This window comes from Anaerococcus obesiensis ph10 (genome assembly GCF_000311745.1).
In the GTDB taxonomy this organism is placed as follows: domain Bacteria; phylum Bacillota; class Clostridia; order Tissierellales; family Peptoniphilaceae; genus Anaerococcus; species Anaerococcus vaginalis.
Map to the genome: position 1 here is coordinate 498474 of NZ_HE978531.1, position 22512 is coordinate 520985.

At 32.5% G+C, this 22512-nt stretch carries 26 protein-coding genes and 4 pseudogenes; all 30 read right to left on the minus strand.

The window, feature by feature from the left end; all coding sequences use genetic code 11:
* Window positions 1-84: 84 nt before the first annotated feature.
* Window positions 85-429: pseudogene (locus HGAG_RS12445) on the minus strand (transposase).
* A gap of 2 nt (window positions 430-431) precedes the next feature.
* Window positions 432-803, minus strand: a pseudogene (locus tag HGAG_RS11880) (IS256 family transposase).
* Window positions 804-878: 75 nt separating this feature from the next.
* Window positions 879-1046 carry a hypothetical protein gene (locus HGAG_RS11885; protein ID WP_019117787.1) on the minus strand — a complete coding sequence of 56 codons (168 nt, stop codon included), beginning with the start codon at window positions 1044-1046 and terminating at the stop codon, window positions 879-881.
* 660 nt (window positions 1047-1706) lie between these two features.
* Window positions 1707-1781 (minus strand): hypothetical protein, encoded by a 75-nt coding sequence (locus tag HGAG_RS12450; protein WP_234287441.1) that lies wholly within the window; start codon window positions 1779-1781, stop codon window positions 1707-1709.
* Window positions 1782-1785: 4 nt separating this feature from the next.
* On the minus strand, window positions 1786-1968 hold the full coding sequence (locus tag HGAG_RS11535; protein WP_019117788.1) for a hypothetical protein: 183 nt from the start codon (window positions 1966-1968) through the stop codon (window positions 1786-1788).
* A 530-nt stretch (window positions 1969-2498) separates the two neighbouring features.
* A complete protein-coding gene (locus tag HGAG_RS11410; protein ID WP_004838665.1) occupies window positions 2499-2642 on the minus strand; it encodes a hypothetical protein in 144 nt (47 codons plus the stop codon).
* Between the two features lie 731 nt (window positions 2643-3373).
* Complete coding sequence (locus HGAG_RS02570; RefSeq protein WP_019117790.1) at window positions 3374-3514, minus strand: hypothetical protein; 141 nt, start codon at window positions 3512-3514, stop codon at window positions 3374-3376.
* Between the two features lie 256 nt (window positions 3515-3770).
* Window positions 3771-4049 (minus strand): hypothetical protein, encoded by a 279-nt coding sequence (locus HGAG_RS02580; RefSeq protein WP_232618486.1) that lies wholly within the window; start codon window positions 4047-4049, stop codon window positions 3771-3773.
* Between the two features lie 277 nt (window positions 4050-4326).
* A complete protein-coding gene (locus HGAG_RS02585) occupies window positions 4327-4533 on the minus strand; it encodes a DUF7225 domain-containing protein (protein ID WP_019117792.1) in 207 nt (68 codons plus the stop codon).
* Window positions 4534-4635: 102 nt separating this feature from the next.
* Window positions 4636-5964, minus strand: a complete 1329-nt coding sequence (locus HGAG_RS02590) for an McrC family protein (protein ID WP_019117793.1) — start codon at window positions 5962-5964, stop codon at window positions 4636-4638.
* A gap of 15 nt (window positions 5965-5979) precedes the next feature.
* Window positions 5980-8937 (minus strand): McrB family protein, encoded by a 2958-nt coding sequence (locus tag HGAG_RS02595; protein ID WP_019117794.1) that lies wholly within the window; start codon window positions 8935-8937, stop codon window positions 5980-5982.
* Between the two features lie 83 nt (window positions 8938-9020).
* Complete coding sequence (locus HGAG_RS11895; RefSeq protein WP_244263799.1) at window positions 9021-9200, minus strand: hypothetical protein; 180 nt, start codon at window positions 9198-9200, stop codon at window positions 9021-9023.
* Window positions 9201-9677: 477 nt separating this feature from the next.
* Window positions 9678-9878, minus strand: a complete 201-nt coding sequence (locus tag HGAG_RS02610) for a helix-turn-helix domain-containing protein (protein ID WP_019117797.1) — start codon at window positions 9876-9878, stop codon at window positions 9678-9680.
* An 835-nt stretch (window positions 9879-10713) separates the two neighbouring features.
* Entirely contained in the window at window positions 10714-10848 is a 135-nt protein-coding gene (locus HGAG_RS12455) for a hypothetical protein (RefSeq protein ID WP_425277030.1), read from the minus strand.
* A gap of 156 nt (window positions 10849-11004) precedes the next feature.
* Window positions 11005-11178: a hypothetical protein gene (locus HGAG_RS12460; RefSeq protein ID WP_019117801.1), complete on the minus strand. Its 174-nt coding sequence runs from the start codon at window positions 11176-11178 to the stop codon at window positions 11005-11007.
* A 194-nt stretch (window positions 11179-11372) separates the two neighbouring features.
* Window positions 11373-11579 carry a helix-turn-helix transcriptional regulator gene (locus HGAG_RS02635; protein ID WP_004816384.1) on the minus strand — a complete coding sequence of 69 codons (207 nt, stop codon included), beginning with the start codon at window positions 11577-11579 and terminating at the stop codon, window positions 11373-11375.
* A gap of 9 nt (window positions 11580-11588) precedes the next feature.
* Window positions 11589-11906: a DUF6442 family protein gene (locus HGAG_RS02640; RefSeq protein ID WP_019117802.1), complete on the minus strand. Its 318-nt coding sequence runs from the start codon at window positions 11904-11906 to the stop codon at window positions 11589-11591.
* A gap of 166 nt (window positions 11907-12072) precedes the next feature.
* Entirely contained in the window at window positions 12073-12324 is a 252-nt protein-coding gene (locus HGAG_RS12405) for an HNH endonuclease signature motif containing protein (protein ID WP_234287340.1), read from the minus strand.
* A 266-nt stretch (window positions 12325-12590) separates the two neighbouring features.
* Window positions 12591-13295, minus strand: coding sequence for a GntR family transcriptional regulator (locus HGAG_RS02650; RefSeq protein WP_019117804.1), 705 nt, complete (start codon window positions 13293-13295; stop codon window positions 12591-12593).
* 13 nt (window positions 13296-13308) lie between these two features.
* Window positions 13309-14328: an ADP-ribosylglycohydrolase family protein gene (locus tag HGAG_RS02655; RefSeq protein WP_019117805.1), complete on the minus strand. Its 1020-nt coding sequence runs from the start codon at window positions 14326-14328 to the stop codon at window positions 13309-13311.
* Window positions 14321-15715 (minus strand): PTS transporter subunit EIIC, encoded by a 1395-nt coding sequence (locus HGAG_RS02660; RefSeq protein WP_019117806.1) that lies wholly within the window; start codon window positions 15713-15715, stop codon window positions 14321-14323. The genes HGAG_RS02655 and HGAG_RS02660 overlap by 8 nt, the downstream gene beginning before the upstream one ends.
* Window positions 15716-16031: 316 nt before the next feature.
* A complete protein-coding gene (locus HGAG_RS11670) occupies window positions 16032-16217 on the minus strand; it encodes a hypothetical protein (RefSeq protein ID WP_019117807.1) in 186 nt (61 codons plus the stop codon).
* 47 nt (window positions 16218-16264) lie between these two features.
* Entirely contained in the window at window positions 16265-16405 is a 141-nt protein-coding gene (locus HGAG_RS11420; RefSeq protein ID WP_154645831.1) for a hypothetical protein, read from the minus strand.
* A gap of 179 nt (window positions 16406-16584) precedes the next feature.
* Window positions 16585-16713, minus strand: a complete 129-nt coding sequence (locus HGAG_RS12280; protein WP_019117809.1) for a hypothetical protein — start codon at window positions 16711-16713, stop codon at window positions 16585-16587.
* A gap of 154 nt (window positions 16714-16867) precedes the next feature.
* The gene (locus HGAG_RS11675) at window positions 16868-17173 is read right to left on the minus strand and encodes a DEAD/DEAH box helicase family protein (protein WP_019117810.1); all 306 of its coding nucleotides are present in this window, start codon (window positions 17171-17173) and stop codon (window positions 16868-16870) included.
* 1230 nt (window positions 17174-18403) lie between these two features.
* Window positions 18404-19402 carry a hypothetical protein gene (locus HGAG_RS02685; RefSeq protein ID WP_019117811.1) on the minus strand — a complete coding sequence of 333 codons (999 nt, stop codon included), beginning with the start codon at window positions 19400-19402 and terminating at the stop codon, window positions 18404-18406.
* A gap of 103 nt (window positions 19403-19505) precedes the next feature.
* Window positions 19506-19727 (minus strand): annotated as a pseudogene (locus HGAG_RS12465) (hypothetical protein); the annotation flags it as partial.
* 651 nt (window positions 19728-20378) lie between these two features.
* The gene (locus HGAG_RS02690) at window positions 20379-20813 is read right to left on the minus strand and encodes a hypothetical protein (RefSeq protein ID WP_019117812.1); all 435 of its coding nucleotides are present in this window, start codon (window positions 20811-20813) and stop codon (window positions 20379-20381) included.
* Between the two features lie 34 nt (window positions 20814-20847).
* Window positions 20848-21501, minus strand: a complete 654-nt coding sequence (locus HGAG_RS11680; RefSeq protein WP_019117813.1) for an LEM-3-like GIY-YIG domain-containing protein — start codon at window positions 21499-21501, stop codon at window positions 20848-20850.
* Window positions 21498-22512: pseudogene (locus HGAG_RS12285) on the minus strand (recombinase family protein); the annotation flags it as partial. The pseudogene HGAG_RS12285 and the gene HGAG_RS11680, both read right to left, overlap by 4 nt.

Consider the following 22512-nt stretch of genomic DNA (forward strand, 5'->3'; position numbering starts at 1 on the left):
CATTCGTCGTATATATTAGTTTTCTTATTCCTTCTGGATATTTAAAATATGTGGATAGTTCTGTCCAGTTGTTTTTCCATGAGCTTACACACATTGGATATTTTTACTCCATTTTTCTTCAAAGATTCCTAGATTTGTTAAGGTTAAGTCTTCTGTTGATGCTTTGTATACTGCTTTTAGGTCTTTCATTAATTCTTTTATGTCTTTGTAGGATACATATTTTGTTGAGTTTCTTATTTGGTGGATTATACATGATTGTCCCAACGCTTTTTGGGTGGATTTCTGCTTTTGGATATACTGATTCTATAACTCACTAAATCCTGGCAGATTGTCTGTTGAGAATATTAATACATTTTCTAATCCTCTTTCTTTTAGACCGTTTAATACTAAAAGCCAGTATTTGCTTGATTCATTTTCGCCTACCCACATGCCTAGGAGATTTCTTTAAAACCTTCTAGGTTGTAGCCTAGGGCAATGTATACTGCTTTTTTTACTACTATGTTGTTTTCTCTTACGTGATAGTGTATGGCGTCTAAAAAGACAATTGGATAGATTCTCTCTAGTGGTCTATTTTGCCACTCTTCTATTGTTGGTAGGATTTTATTGGTTATTTTACTTAACATTGTTTCTGATATGCCAAAGCCATAAATATCTTTGATGTGACTTGATATGTCTCTTGTTGTCATTCCTTTGCCATACATTGATATTATTTAGTTTTCTATGTTTGATATGTCTTTTTCATATTTTCTTAATGCTTGTGGTTCAAATGTTGCTTCTCTATCTCTTGGTATGTTTAAATCTATGTTGCCATATGATGATCTAACTGTTTTTTTACTAGTACAATTTCTTGTATTTAAGGAAAGTGGTTTTTCTCCATATTAATAGTCTAGATGTTCATCTAATTCTGCTTTTAAAAGTTCTTCCATTGTATCGCCTAAAATATCTTTTAGTGCTTCTTGTATATCTTGTGCATTTTGAGGCTGATATTCTTCAATTAACATTTTTGCTATTTTGCTTCTTTTTGTTTCCGGTCTTTTTCTTGGCATAAAAATTCCTCCTGATTAGTTTTTCTTTACCCTAACCAGGAAGTTATATACACATAATTTTACACATACTCTTTTTCCTAGCATGTTTCCATACAAAAAGGTACGTTTTCTAAAATCTAATTATTCATATATTTTTTTGTAACATTCTTAACCATCATTCTATACATGAGTACACCTCTTTCTTCCTACATAGTTTTGATCGCAACAAAACTTACTACAAATATGAATAATATAAATAATAGAATATTTCATTCTTACTTTTAAATTTTATATGAATACCCAATATTATTAACTTATTTTAAATCCCACAAATATATAATCTATTAAAAGTATTGCAGACGTAATTTAAAATGTGAATATAGCTCTTTAAGCATTGATGAGCCAAGTAGTTATTTATTTCATTCTCTAGATAGATTTCTAATGGCTCTGCTTCTTTTAAATTCATCTATATATTTTCATTAGGGATATAGACAGATTTAATTTAATTGAATTTTTCAGTACACATTGATACATTCAGACAAATGTTCTTCTATCATTGCCTTACTTTCTTAGCTACATACATCATCTATATATAGGGGAAGAAGATCTTCAATAATTTTAAAAGAAATTTTCATGATATTACTCCATTAACTTTTTTTGCCCTATAAAATACTACTCTTGCTACTCATCTGATTTTCCAAATATTTCTCCAATTTTTTTAAAAGATAATTCTGCAAAATTTCTTAGCGTAAACACTTCTTTATAAGGCTCTTCTAATTTGTGCAAGATCGAGTGTAAATTTATTAATTGTTCTTTTTTCAAATTCTAGTACAAAATCTATTTCACAAATCAAATTATCATAGTTCTCATTATAGTCTTTATCCGTTGAAAATATCTTATCTTTACTGCAGATAACAGCAGAAACAACTCTAATTATCTTCACTAAAGTTAGCCTCGTAAATTAGAAGATAAATCACCTGTGTTTCAAGAATCTCAGACACCTTAGCAAAAATCTCAATCATTAAGTTCTATTGCTTCATCACTGGAAGATATGCTTAGAAACATTCAAGTTTTACTTTATTTATTTCATCTTCATTTGAATAGTCAATATTCTATATAATTATTCTCTTTCCATTAAAGATAAAAAAGGTTTTCATCCCCATCACAAGAACCATTATCTATGTGTTCATCAAACGCATTAATGTCTAATTAATAGTAGAGAAAACTTCTAATATGCTCTCTGCAGAATTTGAATCTATTTTGAATTTTCTGTTTGTTTTCTCTATTTCATCAAAAATATATGTTTTATAGACTAGCCTTCCATCGGAATAAATAGCTACAGAAAATCCATCGTCGTTGTCTCCAAGGCATCTCTAAGATGGTGTATTCATTTATACAAACATAATCTAAGAATAGTTTTCTTTTTTTATTCATTGTGATACCCGTAAATTAAATAAACTCCAACAGTTTCTTTTACATGCGGAATTCATATCCCATCTTCTTTATACCTACCTTATCAAACTGTACCGCAATTGAAGTTCCTTCGATGGCAGAGATAACTCCAATATCGAATGTTTTATGTTTCACCTGATTTTCAACAATATCTGCTGGAATCACAACTTGAGGCTTTGTTTCCGGTTTTTTAACTATGTGAACTACAAAGACTGAGTTCTTAATACCTTTCTTTTTTCTTCCGCCATCATTTTTGTATACTCAGCATCTACATTCTTTCCGTGCGCCTTATAATCTTATATATCCTTAAAGACAAGCATGGTAGGTCTTTTACATCATTATCGGGAATCGGACGGATATAAAACATCCAAACCTTACAGTCATTACCATCTTCATCTGGATAAATATCCATTTACGATTTCGATACCAATTCAATTCTTCCACAATAAATGTATTCACCGGCATCCATAACCTCAAACAGATGAATATCAACACCATTATAACCATAACCAGTAAGTGTCGTGTTCTGGGACCAATGAATATCCTGATCACCATTCATACACATACCTGTATAGTGAAGAGGACACCACCGATTCATTTATCATGATAAATACTCTTAGTATATCAGATATCAAAACCAGTGTATTAGTCGTTTTTGAACGACGCATCCCACCCATATTGCCACATTTGAAGGTGTCTATAATATCTGAGTTTTTTAATATCTCTCCAATACTTAATCCAGGATTAAACATATAGCTTTCTTACTCTGACTCTAAAAGTTTCTTATCTACCCAGTCATATTCTTCGTTATATTTCTTTATAATAAATAAAAGTAGTGCGTCCAAATAATCCATATACGTCTAATATCTCACATCCGGCTGCGGATGAATCATCCACTATTCACTTGAACGATCTCCTGCTTTTTTAAGTTTTTCATGTTTGCGAATGTATCGAATCATACTATCACGCTCTTTTATCATTTCTTGATAAGATGTGTATTTAAAATATTCCACATACATTTCCGGGCTAATCATCATAGACGTGAATCTCCTCTACTTTAAGCCTAGCAGCATTACCTCTTCGCAAACCTGGAGAAATATCTCATATAGCTCCCCATAATTCACATAATTTTTATGTGCTGCATAGAATACCGCAGTGCTCACCTTCTTATTTCCAACCTGGTCATATCGGAATGGTTTGATTTTAATATCCTTTAAATGAGGATATCTACCCTCCTGAATACCCAAGATAATATTTCCATTCTCAGGAAGGTAGTATATCCGATACAACCCACTAATTCATATGAGGTGCTGCACTTGGAGTACCTTGACCATATTGAGCTTTAAAATATGGCCCATCGCAATTTGGTCTCTCTTTAAAACCGTATGGGACCTTCGATCCTTGTGCCTTCTTTGATTCTGTATTTCTATCTGCCTGCTCAATAAAATGTGTATATGCATTTTCAAAAGCCTTAGCAGAAACCACCTGACTCAATTCACTTGTATGGTTAGTAGCTTTTGCAGACTTGCCAAGTTTTTGAATTTTAAATGATACAAAGACGTTTAACTTCACAAATACTCTATTCAATTGTCTCCAAATAGTAGAACCACGTATCATCTGATGCTGGTTTACAATGATACGAAGTCTTTTGAGACCACTCTGTCGTCGCATTGGATATTTTATATACTTTTTCCTCGACACTAATTCTGCAAAATAACAACTCTTGTAAACGTATCGTAACCTCATTCTTCTCTATCGATACGTTTACTGGTGTTATCTTAAGCGCACTTTTAATGCCCTCAAATAAATCACTATGACGAAGTGCTGTAATATCTACAACTGCAGCCCCTTATTCATATAAACCATTTGTCCATAATCCACTTATACTGCCTTCTGTTTCACATCTACATCTGCAATATACAGGACCAGAATATTGATAATTTTCACCTAAAACGACATAGCTTCCATCATCATCTTTTTCAAAAAGATGTGAGTGCTTTTCAAAATCTATGCCTTCATTAGTTCTGTTGTAGCAATAATCTGCTGGAAAAACCATTTCTGATCATAGGATATGTAGCAGTTACAAGACTATACAATTGATCAGGCATCATTTTCGATACAGTTACGTTTGAGCTGACATAGTCATTAATTACCTCTGTTACTTTTTCCTCGATTGTAATAACTCAGTCACCTCCAACTTATCTCTCAACTCTTCCAACGTTTCTGGCATACGTGTCAGATCAACAAAATACAGTCTAACTGTCGTTCCATCACCAGATTCAAATACTATATCATAATGATCACGCATCTCATCATTCAATGGATATAGAAGCCATATCTCTGATGTTTCATATTTCTTAGAGTACGCGTACATCTGATACATGTCACTATGAGAAATACCATAATTGGCACGCTCACTATTAATGAGACTTTTCCATTTTGTATCCATGATTACTGTTCTATCACCTCTCTTACAAACTATATCTGGCCTAAGTGCAAACTGACGTCTTGGCTCCATAAACAAATAGTATCCTTTGTCCTGGCTTGACACATCCCACCCTGCCGGTCTTAACACATTCTTCATCTGCTGCGCAACATAGCTTTCGTATACACTCTCCATTGGGAATAACAGAGCTCTTGATGTATTCTTGCCGGAAAATGTTGTAAATGATTTATTCATCAGAAATACCTTAGACCATTGCAAAAGCATTTCATAGTCTTTCGTATTTCTATCAATTTTCACCTGTGAAAAATCCTTCATATGATTCGTTGAGGGTTCCACCATTTCAAACGCTGTTAACAACTGTCTAATCTCTTTTGAGTTTTCAGCACTCGTTGTCAACTTCTGTAATTTAAGCAATGTCGCTTTCACTAGTTTGTTCTCTGATCTATTAGGATGGAATTCATCATAGGCTACATAGAATCTTTCCTTATGCGCAATGTTTGTTTTTATATGCTGACATGTAAGAAGCTTCCCTTTATAGAATTTGAGGTTATCTTCTTGTACAACATATGCAAATTTAATGCCACGCTTAACTAGCTGTCGTACTTCCTGTAGATACATGTTTATAAAAATCTCGTAGAGATTCATGCGTTCCACTTTTAAGTTGCCGTAGTTAAATACCTTACTAGGAAAATCCTTCATACTTTTTAGCATCTTCATGAAGATTCTTTTTGTTTCCTTATTACCGGCGTCTTCGCCAGAATCAAAACTAATCTTAGGAAGCACATGTACCTGGTAACCATTATTCATCTGAATCAGGCCTACGTAATTCTTGATAGTTATGACATCACCAACATTACGTTTATAGGAAATGCGCATGAAATCCAATGCATCAGCATCTTCTTCATCTCCAGAGAATTCATGGATAAATTCCACAAGGTCATGGAATATCACTACATCAAGATATTTATATTTTTCATTATTTTCAAAATCAGCATTTCCAGTAATTGTATCGAACTCTCGCACCTCTAGCAATTTATCCATTTATTTCACCACGATTTAAATAATCTGTTTGTAACTTTCAAGGTTTTCAAATGCCTCAGTGTTGATGGTGTATTTCTTGTCAGGAAGATCAATAACATCATCTGCATTGCCCTTGAATATATTTTTTACTTTAACCTCTTCATCAAGAATGAACTTTATTGAAGGATCTGTCTTTCCGTTATCTCCAAGAACCAATTGAATCTTCTGATAATCCTCATAGAAGTATTCCTGAAGGAGTGGAATAACAGATTTTTCAAAGATTACCTTTAAGGTTTCAATTGTTGGAGCTTTTGCAAGCTTCGTAAAGAATGCATGACCAATTGTGTGCTCTCTATCATAAAGGAAGGTAATACGTTCATTTATCTTTTCAAGCATAGCTGCAACATCAAGATCGTCTACCTTATCTGCACCGATATCTCTAAGGACATCTGCATCAGGCATCATTTCCACAAACTGAAATCTTCTACGAAGGGCAGTATCCATCAATGCGATAGAACGGTCTGCGGTATTCATTGTTCCGAGTATATACACATTAGATGGAACACTAAATGACTCACCAGAATAAGGAAGAACCGCCGCTACCTGCTCATCCATACTTTCACGTTTTGTATCCTCTATTAAGGTAATAAGTTCACCAAGTATCTTAGAAATATTACCTCTGTTGATTTCATCAATAACAAATACATGGGGTTTGGCTTTTTTATTTTCAGCATTAATCAGTTTGTAGAAGTTCTGAACTTTATATTTTGATTTTGCGATTGCATAATTGGAGAAACATCCACCAACAATGCCAATATCAGAGAAAGTAGCTGATAACCCGGTTACTAACCAGTTGACCTCACGTTTCCAATGGAACGGTTCACAGTCGATCTCTGATACTTCTTCATCATCAATCACACCCAGTGCTGCGATCTTATAGCCTCTTCCCAGTACAACCCAATCTCCCTTTTTCATTTTTGAAATCATGTTGCAATGACTCTTATCGTATTCATCGTTTGTTTCTACCATGATTACACCATTCTTTAGTAGATAATCTTCATAATCAAAAGGCACGTCTGAATCTCCAGCTCTATTTCTAATTATCCACAAATCTCCAAAACACTGAATATCATTATTCTCTGGTATACGAGCATCATCACAGAACTTTTTAAACACACCATCTTCAATGGTGTACCCAATATCAGAACCGTCATCTAATACCGGTTTGATACCTTCTATGAATTCTTCATATCCATAAGACTGATGGAATGTAGTAAACGCAACTCGACCCGTTGCTAACAACTCGCGATAACGAAGCATCACTTCGCCATAATCCATAGCTTTTACAATATCCAGAGCAAGCTGATCACAGATAGCCACAGCGTAAATTGCAGCGCTGTATGTTTTACCTGTTCCTGGGGGTCCATACAGGATCATATTTTTATCATATGCAATTACTGATTCTTCCTCCGATGTAAGATCAATGTGAGATAAATCCATTTCCTTTAACGCCTCCTCCAACTCACTTCTTAATTTCCAAGAATATCTAGTCTTATCCTTTTCAATTATATATCTTCCGACATACGGAATCGCATAATAGTGATGACGATCGCCATCAGATAAAAGTGGGCAATTCGTCTTTCTATGTACTCTCTCGCCAAAGTTACGGCCCCAGTTATTATATGAAACATCTGAGCCACCATAGATTTCAGATAGATTAATACATGTAGATTCACCGCCTAGTTCAATTATCATCTTAAACATTCTTAGGTTATCTTCATTTGTAACATTTGGATCCTTAAGCAATTCCATCCATTTTTCTTTTGTGATTCCCGGATCATATTCTTCTAAGCTTGGCCAGTATATAACGTCTTCGGCTTTCTTACCAATTAGTTCTAGCCACATCTTTTTCAACTCTGGTAGAACACTTGATTTGATCTCAATACCAGATCCCATTGGACTCCACTGCTGGTCAGGAAATTTTATTTTAAGGTCATCCTGCATCAACAATGGTTCTGTATCATAATCTTGAATCCAGTCGTATTCTGCATCTATATGATTAGCTTTAACTCCTGCTGCAGCTTTTTCAGGATCGTAGTGATCTGCTTCATAAGCTCCCTTTGCCACATATCCATGAGCAAGAATTCCTCTAGGTTTGGAACCTGTCTTTATTAAGAAAATTTCATCACCAACAACAGGTTGCTTACTTGCACAAGCCCAAGGCTCAATAAATTTATTTCCAAGCTTTGTATCTTTACACCATGCTTTGTAGTTTGCCCAATCCCAGTTTGCATGATTCCAGGTTAACAGCCATGCACGCCCAGTTGATGGTGTGGAGGATTTTCCAATAACATGTTCGTAATATGGAATGATCTTTTTTACTGCGGCCATTACATCAGCATCGTACTGTTCGTTTATTTTTTCCTCTACAGACTCAACATATACACAAAGCTGCACCTTTCGAATTTCGCCTGAATCAATCTTTGCTTTAATCTGGTCAACTGAATCTGTGATGATTGCTGGATTTCCCCACTCGTTACTTCCAGACACGTAAACCATTCCATCTTCTTTAGGAATATCTAAATGAGAATGGTATGATGCCATCGTTTTCTTATTGGCACCATCATTCTTTATTTCTAAACTGATGCGGTATCTTGTCATGCCATTGTTTTTCTCAACAAACAAAGAAATACTAGCAGGATTAGCTGTGTAATCCTTATATTTTATCTGCGCCCAGAGATACTTTCTGGTCTTCGTATTTGAGCCATCGAGCCATGAAATAGGCAAGCATTTATCCAAGCCAAACAATTGCTCGCAACGCGCTGCCATCTTCTTCATTTCAGCAACTGCTGCTTGTCCCTTTTCTTTAACCTTTAGAAGTCTATCCTTTTCTACTTGATCTACACCGGCTTCCTCTGGATTAGAGTATGGAACTTCCTGGTTATTATCCAAGTAATCTAATACTCCTTTGTAATCGATATTAATAGTTGTCATTTTCTTTATCACCTCTGGGTATTGTCTCCTTAACAAAGAAGAATAATTCTTCCATTGTCATCTGGAGACCGTTTATATCAAATTCATCTAAAATGCTTCATCCTTATAGGATATGATTTGTCAGAAAACTCATCCATGATTGAGAGTCGTCTTACAGTAGGATCAACCGCCGAATCAGCTCTCAAATAATTTTTTGTATGCTTTTCGTTATCAACATTAACCCACCGCGAAACTCTGGTAGAATCAACTTCACATGTTATCAACGATTGAGCTTTTTTCACTATATCTGACTGCTTAAGGAACATGTCTTCACGTATTGAATTCTGATTTATAGTATACTGTTCTGCAGCTAATAACGCTGCAGCAATCAAGACCACATCATTAACACTGTATTTATCCTCGGTGTCATCATTAGTTACCTGTTTAACTGTATATCAATATTTCTTAAAAAAATAATGGTATCTGTTCCTCCGCCAAATCCGCAAAGATAAAACTCTTCTCCGGTAACAATTGAGTAAGCCATAGCTCGAATATAAATAGACAAAAATTTCTCCCCTTCATAGATCAGATAATATGAACGTGGTTCCAGCTGTTCTTGATTTTCCTCTATGAACTTTTTAATCGCCTCTTTGAAGCGTTCTTTTTTACTTTAGACCATCCACATCAAACCCCTTATTTCTCTTACTAATATTAAAAAGTTTGCTATCCGTTTTTTTTAACTCACTCAAAACAGCCAACTTTTACCATTTCCCCAGGATATGTGACTGTTCAAAAACTACATCTATCTCATTTGCAATTAACATTAGCTCCTTTGTGCTTACTGTTTCTCGTTTCAAATTTTTATTTAAATTCTTTGGAGTATAACCGATTCTACGTGCCAAATCTTCAACACTTTTTCCTTTTTCTTTAGATAGATTTTTAATTAAATTAGACGTAATCATAATTCCATCTTATCTATCTAAAATTACTCTCTGAGAACATAATAACGTTAAATCATATTATAAACCAAAAGGTTGATATTTTCAATGTGCAACATGCAATGTTTGCACATCGTTAAAGGAAAAAAAGTAGAGCGTTTATGCCCTGCTTCCAAATTTCATTTATTCTCTTGCAATATCAATATCAATTCCTGCTTTAAAAATTACCTAAACTGGATCATCATATACTAGGATTTCCTTGACACATTTTCTTACTAGCTTCTCATCGTATTCGGCTAGTTTCATATCTGATTCATTGCAAATTCGATCAGCTCATCTATCTCGTTAGCAAGGATGTTATAGTCTTTTTTCGCATGAAAAAGTTTCACCAGTTCCTTCTGCTTTACCTTAAGTGTAATATTAATTTCTTCGAACTCTCCAGAATTGTCATATGCTAGAGCTTTGGAAATGTTCTCAATAAAAATCTCATTAATTAATGAGCATCTAATCAAAAGATTGAGCGCTTTAATCTTTGCCTCCTGAAGTTCCGTTTCCTTTACAGTAGGTGCATTGCAAGCTTCAAGCCCATTATCTACTCCGGTGCAGCATCTACATACATTAGATTTTTTGCATATATTGTTCCAAGTGATGCGTCTGTAGTATTCTCCGCTTATTTTTATACGCTAAATCTACAATTGCACAGAAATGCAATCTGCTATTTTATCTGGATGATTTGGATTTACTTTTTCAAACATTTTCTTTCTCTCTTTCTTTAAACAATGAAAATGCACTCGTGCCCAACGATAGAAACAAAGAAATCTATGATTTCGTCTTGTTTCATCGGAAGGGTGCAATATAATTACCTCCTTTGCCTTAGTAATTTCTCCATCATATCTTCTACATAGTCTTCATAAACTTCTGTGCAGTTTTCTTTGACTATGTCATAAATCTCATACCATAGAAGATTAGCTGTTTTTTGAAACTGACTAGACATCTGTACAAATGGTGATGCAATAACTCCTCCAGTAGTAGGATGCTTTCCCAATAGTCCAAATTGACTTATTGCTTCTTCACATTGAATGTATCTTGCAAAAGCCTGAGAGTAGGATTCTAATAATCTTGGATTTACTAAGTTTTACAGTTTCTCTGTTTAACCATCCCAAGTCTCTTTATATATTTCATCTGCACCAAGTGGTATTCCATTCTTTTGCTTTGCAGATAGATAGTCACTTGGTGTAGGCATATCGGTTCCATCAAGAACTGCCCCATCTGGTAAGTCAACAGCATCTATTTCTTCTGGAGTGAATGTTGTAATATCATTCATTAGTATTTCTACTTTTTTACCTTTTTCTATTTTTTCAGCAGCAGGCTGTGGTTTCCCTCCTGCTTTTACTCTTCTTCCACCTCTGTATGTTCCGTCTTTTGCGATAGTATCACCTCCTAATACTTAAATATAAAATCTCCCTTCAATAAACAATATTGTTTACTGTAGGGAGATTTTAGTTTAACTATGTTTGTCTAAAAATAGAAAAGATCCTCAAATTTCTTTTCTAAAGCAATGCAAAGTATCAATGCTAATTTAGCAGTGGGGTTAAATTGACCAGTTTCAATTGAGCTGATTGTGTTTCTTGAAACACCCACCTCATCAGCTAACTGTTGTTGTGAATAGCCTTTTTCTTTTCTGACTTCTTTTAAATGATTTTTGAGAACTAGTTTATCATCCATAATCCATCACTACTTTAATGTTATAAGGTTAGCTACAAATAAGGCAATTCCTATAATCGCCATAAGTATCCCCATTAACAATTGCTTTCTTTCTTTTAATTTTGTATACTTAACAAGTTCTTTCGTTGCTTCAATACTAAAATAAATACTTAGTATTCCATAATTAAAGGAATTGAAGAAAAAAGCTTCAATTCCAAATAGGATGGCGGCAACAGCTAATCCGATTTGACTGGAAACTTCACCTGCTTTTTTAAAAATATCAACCATCATCTCATCGTGATATTTATACTCCTCACGACTTCTTGCTAAAACTTCATCTCTCTTCATATTTATTCTCCTTTATTCTTTTGACAAGTTTACTTGGTATTTATATTATATCATGCCAAGTTTTATTGTCAATAGATTAGAATAAATATTTTACTTTTCTAATGATATTCTTTAATATCCCCTTTGAACCCGTTTTTTTGTGAGTGAGAGGTCGGAACCATGGGTGTTAAATTTTGCTATATAGAAGTTGACTCCACCTCCCCTCAATACTTTTCATTATAAAATCTGTCTCTATCTCTGCATGAATTTTAGAGTGACAATACTTACAAACACTCATCAAATTAATTTTATCATGACTTCCACCAACTGATAAAGGTTTAATATAATGGACGTGTTCAACTTTTTTCATTATATTTTCTTTTAAACATCTTTCACGAATAGGATGCTTGTTTATATATCTTTTACGAATAATTCTCAATGCTTTACCATAACACTTATGTGTTTCTATGTTTCTTTTATATCGTTCGTAGTTTCTGTTAAATTCTTTCTTATTTTCTTTACAGAATCTTATATCATATAATTCAGGATAACCTAGATAGGAACATGTCTTTTAGGTTTTCTTGGCATTATATCACCCCATAGAAAAAGCCCTGGAGATAGAATCTCCAAGGCTTGGAATTATTTTTCTACTATAAACATACTACATTTTTATACTGACTTTCAATGACATATTCTATTCGATTGTTAATTAATCTCACTTAAATTAACTTCGTATTTATATTTGTCAGATTTATAGAAAATTTCAACATATTCTACAATATTATTTTTTCTATCCTTTGTTAATCTTTCAATATACAATAAAGGAGAATCTTCTTCAACACTCAATATTAGAGCTGTATCTTTGTCTGATTTTATTGCCTCTATACTTTCTTTTGCATTGTTTACGATAATCCCATTTTTTTCAAAAATCTTATATAGAGATGAATAGCAATCATAAAAATCATCTTTCTTCAGTCCGATAAATTTTAAAGGTATATAAGCTATGTTTAACCCATAAATCTCCCCCTTTATAAATCTCTGTCTAACTAACCTATAAACTTTATCATCACTATTTAAATTCAATTCTGATTTTATCTTTTCATTTGGTATTATTGTGCTTAAATCTATTAACTTAGAAGTTACATTATGATAAAAATTATCCCTACTAAATCCTCCATAAACTTTAATCTGAAGTATTTCCTTATTTGATTTCACAATTGTTGGCTTTCCCGATGACTTTTTTATTAATCCTTCATTTTCAAGTCTATCCATGGCTTTTCGTGCCGTTATTCTACTAACTCCATAATTCTCCATTATTTCTTTTTCTGAATAAAACACGTCACCTTCATAAAACTTTTTAGATAGTATCATTTCACGAAGATCATTGAAAATATTATTGTATAAAGACATAATCCTCCTATTTTTATAGATTTATTTTTTCTATTTCTCTCGCTAGTTCTCTAATTCCCATTTTATTTTTTTCTTCTAAAATATCAATCATATTCTCAATTTTGTCATTGATTTCATAACATATTGAACCAGCCATAGTACCTGTTATTATAGCCACAGTATCAGTATCATAACCAATATTTACAGCATCAATAACTGCTTCAAAAGGATTATTTTCATTAGCCTTTAATATGCCAAAGGAAATAGGTACTGCTTCTGAAACATGCAAGCCACTTCCTATTATATCATATAAATCCTTCATAATTGAATCTTTATCTTTAGATTGTGATGCAATTTTTAATGCTAACTTTATTCTTTCAGTCACACTAGCACCACCAACTTCTCTTGATACTAGTATTCCTTTCTCTTCTCCTATTATAGAGCCTTCTATACCTGACTTTATTATATCATTAATGTTAGAATTTTCTTTAAGCCCAGTGCTAATAGCAGACGCTACAGCACACGCTCCAGAAATCGCTAAATGATTATCATGCGTAACTCTAGTTATTGTTATGGCATCTTCAATAGCTTTATTTGGATTTCCCGGATTAAAAAGCCCAGCTGGTGAAATTTTCATTGCTGATCCATTTGTAGCTTTAGAAGAATAATCTACAGTTACAGCTCCAGGTGCTTTCTCTAATTCCTTAGCACCTGTTTTAAACATTTTTACTGCACTTCTAGTTGTTGGGCCTGCAAACCTATCAAAATATTGAGGCATATCTGACCATTCCAAAATTGCTAATTTTACAATTTTTTCATTTATAACACCGTTATTTTCTAAGATTTTTCTGCACAATAAATAAGTTTGAGAAAAATCATCTGTAACTTGTCCAGCTTCATTTCCTAACGCAAAATTTGCTTCATCTGGTTTTAAAAATTCTTGAACTTTGCCATTAAATTTTTTTCTTATTTGATTAAAAGATAAATTTTCAGTTGCAGCACCCATCGCATCGCCTATTGCCCCATATGCTAAGCTATTTAATATTTTACTCATCTATTTCTCCTTTAACTTTATTTTCTTCTTTCCAACCTAATAATAATGTCAATATCATGCCACCAAAGAAAGCTATAGCTAATCCAATACAATAAGCCCACAAAGTTGGTCCAGCAAATGCAGGTATTGTAGTTAAACCTCCGAAAACAAAGGCATATCCTACTACATTGAATGCTCCCATAAAAGCTCCACCCATCGCTGCTCCTAAACAACCAGCAATTAATGGTGTTTTAAAAGGTACTCCTAATCCATAGATTGCTGGCTCTACAATTCCAGATAAGAATACCGACATTATTGATGAAACTGAGAAATTCTTTAATTTTTTGTCTTTACTTTTTAGAAAGATTGCAAAAGCTGCCCCTGCCATACCAAAATTAGCTGTAGCCCCATATGCTATCAATGGAGAAGATCCAGTAGTTGAAATTTGTGGTATTATAACTGTTGTATTAGGTGCCCAATGTACACCAAACATTATTAAAATATTCCATATACCACCAACAATTGCGCCTGTAATTATGTTATTCCAAGATGTAATTACTTCTACAAATTTTGCAATTCCAATACTTATATAATTTCCAACAGGTCCTATAACTACTGTTAATAAAGGAATCATTGTGATTATTAATATAGTTGGGATTGCTACAAGATGTAAACTACTTGGTAAAACCTTTTTCAACTTATTCTCAATTTTACTCTGAACAAATACTAATAGTATTGGTGGGATCACTTGACCAGAATATTCAAATACTGGCACCGGTAAACCAAATAGTGAAACAACTGTACCTGGATTGCCATTCATTAAATTCAGAAATCCTGGCATTGATACTGCAGCCATAATTGCTGCTGCAATTGGCATACTACATTTAAGTTGTTTAGCAGTTGACATAGCTACTAAAATTGATAAAATACTAAAAACTGATGTTGCTGCTGATGTCAAAATAATATCAGTAGTACTTCCTCTTTCTAATATTCCTAATTCAATAGCTAAAATAGTAAAACCTCTTATCAAACCAGAACCAGCAAATAATGGTAATAAAGGACGAAAAACACTCACAACAAACGATATGAATCTATCTAATATACCTTGTTTTGATTCCTCTAATTTCAAATCATCCTCTATCAATATATCAACTTTCTTCTCTGAATTAATATTTGAGTTGTCTATAATTTGATTATATATACTTTCTACATTTGTTCCAATTATTATTTGAAATCTATTCTTATCATCAACGACTCCAACTACACCATCTAATTTCTTTATTTCATCAACTTTAACCAAATCATATGATTTAAAAGTAGGCCTAAGCCTTGTTGCGCAGTATGTCAATTTGATTATGTTATTTTCTCCGCCCATTAAATCAAGTATTTTTTTACCTAGAGAATTCATAGATACCTCCTAAATATAATAATGTTATAACGTTATAATCTTTATTTAAATGTAACATATTCAATCACTAATGTCAACGTTTTCAAAAAGAATATTTAATTATATATCTTTTCTAATTTGTCTAAAGCGATTTTGTATAGCCTATATATATGTCTAACATTATAATTCATATTCTGTGCAATTTTTCTTATGTATTATAGTTTAGATATCTTTTCTCAAGTAGCAATTTTAACTCTTCATCATTAATATCATTTATTAAACTGTAAATATTAGATTTTAACTCCATAAGTTTATTGATATCATTATTAATATCTTTTTATAAATGTAATATTTTACATATCAATTCTTCATGTTTAAATATTATACTAGTATTACTTGGTATATATGAAAATATCACCGTTGCTTTTGTCAATAGTTTATCTAAGGTTTCTGCAAGTTCCAACATTGAATTTATCATCTTGTCTAAATAAAAAGCTTGCTTTAAATATTCTTTTATATTCATTTCTTACCTCCATAAGTTTTGAGGTAAGTTATCCATATAACTTCTACTCATTTTAGATTTTCTTTTACTGCATCGATTAATGTAGCTTGAGTTTTATTTTTTCTTTCTAATGCTTTCTTCACGTTTTCATCAATTGTATCCTTTTCTAAGATGTGATGAATTACAACTGTTTCTTTCTGCCCCTGCATATAATGTCTAACATTGGTTTGCTCATATAATTCTAAGGACAAAATAAAAGAAAACCAAATTAATATTTATACACCTACTTGAAGGTTAAGTCTATGACCTACTGATGCTGGATTAATAATAGATAATGGGACTATATACTGATTCCATTCTTTAAAGTCCTTACTTGTTTTAAGATCCCTTACATCAAACCTATCTTTATTCTTTTTAAGTCTGACTTATACCAATAGGCTATCGGAACAGGTTTTCTATTTGCACCCTCTATTAAATTTTCTAAAGCATCAATTTTTCTATCATGAATACGGATCATATTTTTATCTTCATCATAAACTGAGCCTTATGCCATTTGCAGTAACTTATTAGAAAGGGCTGCAGAATTAACTGCATCTATATCTTTTTCCTTAATACTAACAACCAAGTCTTTTTTAAGGTCTCTAAGATATCTCTTTCTTTATCTGATAGATTTACAAGACTTCATTGTTTATCTTCTTTGGCATTTTTAGATAATCTTCAGATTTCATAGAAACTGTGATATCTGATATCTTTTCATAGATTGCATCTTCAGCAAAAGGTAATAGTTTGTAAGAATAAATGATTGGTCCATTTCTCTTATCTGGTTTGATGTAGATTTCCCTGTACTGACCAATAAATTTTCCAAGTCTCTCTCCCATATTAAGCAGCCTAAACTCAGCCCATAAGTCCATTAGTCCGTTAGATGATGGAGTTCCAGTAAGACCAACTATTCTTTTTACCTTTGGTCTTACTTTCATCAAGGCTTTAAACCTCTTTGACAAATTAGACTTAAAAGATGATAGTGGCTTGAAAACAAGACCATCCAGCTACTTGATAAGCTAGGTTTATTCAAGTGTTAAATCAACCTAATCCACCTTCTTATCTTTTAATGAGTCAGTAATAACATTGACTTCAGGAATGTACTTCTCAAACTTCTCCTTTTTTCCCACTTACATTATTTCTTATTGCTGCAATAGATCTTTTTATTTGTCAAATTAAGCTTGGCATAGACCACTAATTCCTTAAAACATATAGATATATTTATAGTTTAAAGATTTTCTTGGATATTATTTAGACAAGTCATCCCTTATTAACAAGTTATTAGAATTTTCATTCATCACTCTATATCTTTGTCATTATGAATCTATGAGAATAAGTATATAAAATTATCTCATATATTTTCCAATATAAAAATTATTTTTAGTAATCTACTAGAAAATAATTGCAGATATGTATAATTCTAATAATTTTATATATGTACACCTTCTTATATAGTCATCATTCTTGCTATTATATCAAAGTTTGCATAGCAAGATATATCTTGGTAAGATTGATTTAGCATTATCTTAAATTTAGTTTTGGTGATATTAAAAATAAAATATCCTGGGAAAGTTACAATAACTTGTCTATTCTGTCCACTCTTCCTAAAAACATCTATACTGTCTACATGCCTCTATAATTCTTGATATTGATATGTTCCCACAAGGTATTTTCCAAAAAGAAAAATTGCTTTTAGGATTTCTTTTAAATCCTAAAAGCAATTTATTTCAACACTTTTATAGCCTGTCATCTTATTTTCTTGACATCAATACTACACACTCCACATAGGACTAGTGAATACTAAGTATGTCAAGTAGTCCTGTCTGTTTGTGGTAACATATATATAAGCCTTTTAACGATATAGAGAATCTATCGTTAAAAGGTATCAACTCGACAAACTGGGATATGCAATTCTACAAAAATTCCAAGACACTTAAAATAACACTTGACGCTGCTAATAATAAAACTCCAATAACTTCTAGTAAATTTTCAATATTTTTGTATTTTTTATATTTCTTGATAAATTAAGAAGATATGAACCCTAATCCTACACCAAATAGTAGAAAGCCAATTCCTTTTAACCTTTTATTGCTCCATATTAATTATTATATTCAAATTTTATGCGAACAAATGCTTCAAAGTTTCCATGCATTTCAAACATATAAGTTCTATTTTTCTTTCCAAGTCTTTCCCTGGTTTATAGATTCATACTTGGTTTGATTGTTATTAATATCCGTAAATATTAAATGTATTATTCCTTCAGAATCAATTTCCCCTACAACTTTAGGATCTGTATCTGGAGCCTCGGAAATAAAAATCATCCTATTATCTTCAATTCTTACAAAATACCACAAACTTTTAGCCATAGCTCTATCCACTTCTATAAGTGCATAATTGGATTCAGGTATTATTATAGCATTTTCAATAGATAATCCATCTAATATGTCTTGTTTAGATGATGGTTTCTGAATATTATGATTTCTCGGAGGATTAGACATATCATTTTCCTCATAAATAATAGGCTTTACATTTGAATTTAAACTCTCATGTTTAACATCCCTATCACTATCCCCTAAGGAAACTTTAACTACATCCCATGTCCTAGTCCCATGTTCATCAAACACCGCAAAATTAACCCTATTTCCATCCCACTTTATCCAATATTTACCCGCTGAAACAGGAGAAAATCCATCATCAGTGGATGCTCCTGCACCTAAATCTTCAATAAATAAAAGATTTTTCCTTTCATATAAACTAACATCTCCCAAAAGTAAGAATGAAGTCTCTTCAACTACTAAAGTATGTTTTCTATCAGGTGAAATAAAAGTATAGTAGGAATTTACAAGGTAATCGCCTAAAAAAATTAAAGACCCAAATAAGAATCCTACAATTGATAATATCCAGCCTATTATCAGAAAAACTCTAGCAATTTTACTAGAATATTTCTTCCAAAATAACTTTAAAAAATAGATAAGCCAAATTACAATCATCAATAAAAGAATAAAAAGCACACCTCCTTGCCTTAGTTGAAGGCCACATAAATCAATTAATATTCTATAGCCAGTCCTACTTTTTATAAGTAAAAGTATCATGGAAAATGCTAGCCATATTAATGTTATTGCTAATAAAATGTATGTTTTTATCTTGTTATTTTTTTCTTTTCCCATGTTTTATCCTATAAATTCTAATTTGTATTAATTATACCATAAAAAATAAACCTACAGATTTTACTCCATAGGCTTACTCTATCTTTCATATTATCTTATTAACTTAGTTTTGAGCCTCTACATAATCATACTCTAAAGCTTCAAGTATTCTTTTTCTAACTAATAAATTTCCGAACTCCCATTGAATTATATCCATTTCTATCTTAGTGATGTTTTTTCTTTTTAATTTTTCATTAACTAGCGTTTGAACTTCTTCATAATGATAGCGAACTTTAATTAGATTAAGTCTTCTTCTATTACCATTTCCCCAAAGATCTTTTAGAACTTCATCAACTAACTATCAATAATTTATTTTCAAGATATTATTTACACAAAGTCGTGTTTTGAAATATTTTTTGTAAAATAAAATCCATATAATCCTGTTTCTTTTTCATTTGCTAATTTATCCCTTTCAACAGAATTGCCATATACAAAATTATCATTTTCTGTTTCAACTTATGCATAAATATCCCAATCTCTAGGGTTACACTTAACAATTATATGATCCTACCGATTCTAATTTTTCTTATCCTTTTCTCAATCCATACGTTGACACAACCTACCAAAATATCTTAAGTGTTGCTACAAGTAAGTATTTGAAAGATATTTTTGAACAATAATTCTAAAAAATTAATAATATAATTATTTAGTTCAAAATTCATAAACCTATTGATTTCAAGGCTTTCAAAGTCTAGTTATTCATTTTTTCTTGTCATCAATACTACACTCTCCACGTGGCTCGGTTGTTCAACGAAAAACATACTCAACCCCTATTGTGCAAGGGAATGGTGGAACGCACCTTTTCCCTTAAAATCTAGTGGTTCGAGTCTGTGATAACCTTGAATTGCCCTATAATTTGTATGGGCAAACAGGGTAAAGTTCTGTCACTTAAACTTCATTTTTCATGTCATCCCTACAAACTTGAATTTAACCAATATCATTTTGCGTTCTTATACGAAAGCAGAATATGACTTGGTGTAAACAATGTTGCTGCGATAAGCAACAGAATTGATCGGCTCATAATTCCACTAAACAAGAACAAAACTGAAGGAATAACAGATAGCGCCAGTGCTCTGAATATGCTACTCTTCTTAAAGCAAATTATCCAAATTGCACAATATAACACTACTAATATTGTATCCACAATAAGGTATATGGCAAATGCTTCGTCAGACCACCACCCGTACCATGTTCCGGGAATGTTGATTATCATAAAACCAAAGCAGCCAAACCTTCCTATCTGTTCTGCAACCTCAATAAATTTATTGCTCCACTTGTTTTCAAAACCCTCTTTGCATCTAATTGCAAAAATAATATTGGGTATCATAATGACTGCAATCATTATCAGTCCGAATATATTTAACCAGTCCATATACTCCTCCGCAAATTCCACTTTGTCAATTTCATTAAATATGTATATTATCTTTCTCCAGTGGATACAGATATGTAATCGGATTCTGCGCCGACTGATTCAACTTAAATCCAGCTATCGACTTTCCTAAATAGAATTCTTCATTCTCATCAAGTGGAAGTTCCTGTTCGTATCTTTCATCCACGAAGAACACTCTGTTTTCAGTTTTTGGTGTAAGAACAATATCCTGCCTTGGGAGTTTGTCCTTTGCCTCTTTGCATACAAACCACTCTGACGGCTTATATACGGCAACAATCAAAGAGTTGTAAACACCGAAAACATACTCAACAGTTTTAACCTTTTCCTTTGATGCTCTCCAAATACCACGAACAGCATCATATAATACCTTCTCATCCATACCTCTCTGGTAGAGTCTGTTTATTTTGATGACAAGGATTCTGTGCTTGATGTCTTTTTCTTCAAGTGGGGTGGCACCGTTTATTCTTTCATACTCATCAACCGATAAAGCCTCTGCAGAATGGTGTCCGGCAACAATATTAGTTAGTCCAGCATTACTGACATAATTAAACGCATTAATTAATGATGCCTCTGCAGCAAATGCCTCTTCTTCGGTTAAGTTTGAATTGATGATTATTTTCTCAACCTCAAGTCCGGCATTCTTAATATCCGCAATAGTCTTCAGTTTCAACTTCCTTTAATAGAACATTCATCTTTTATTGTTAGTTCCAGTGTTTTCTTTTCATCAAGTAATTCTTCTTTTTGTTTTGTAAGTTTTTTATACTTTTTAGCATAAACTTCTTCGTCTATACTATCTTCTAAATGAAGATCGACTAACTTTCTTTCTTGACTAATGATTCTGTTTAATTGGTTTTCTATCTTTTTCAAATCTTTGACTAAAGTATTATCATTTATTTCTTCTTCAACAATTTTTAAAAAGTCATCTATTACTGTTGAATCTGCATGGCATAATTGCCTATAGCTTTCAACAAATGCTTTTTCTATTGCTGCTTCTTGTATTCCTTTTGAATGGGGACAATATTTTTTACCTTTTTTTGTTGACCTTACACACTGCCAATTAATTTTTTTGTAAATGGAACTAGTGTGCCAGGTTCTTCTTGAAAGTATCTCGCCACAAAATCCACATTCAAGCATACTTGAAAAAGCATATTGCCTTGATAGTTTCTCTCTTTTTCTATCCTTATTAGCAATGGTGTTTCTGTTTTGTGCTCTCCTGAGTCTAATCTCCTGTGCCTTTTCAAAATCTTCTCTTGATATAATTGGCTCGTGATGATTTTCAATGTCATATTTATCAGATTCTCCAAAATTTGCTAGTCTTCTTTTTGTTATAGAATCAACTGTAAAAGTCTTTCCCATTAGTATATCTTTTCATTTTTAATTATTCCTAACACTGTAGTATCAGACCATTTTGTTTTACCTCTCGGGGTGAGATATCCTTGCTCTTCTAGTTCCCTACCAATGACTGAACCACCATTGCCTTCTAAAAGATGTATCTAACAATTTTGGCTTCTTCTTCATTTATAGAGATAGTTTTTGTTGTAGGGTCATAATAGTATCCAAGACAACCTTAAAAACCAATAAGCTCCCCTTTTTCCATTTTCATTTTCAGTCCTTTTTTTACATGGGCTGAGGTATTTTCTACTTCTTGTTGAGTTACTGAACTTAATATTGTTAGTAATAG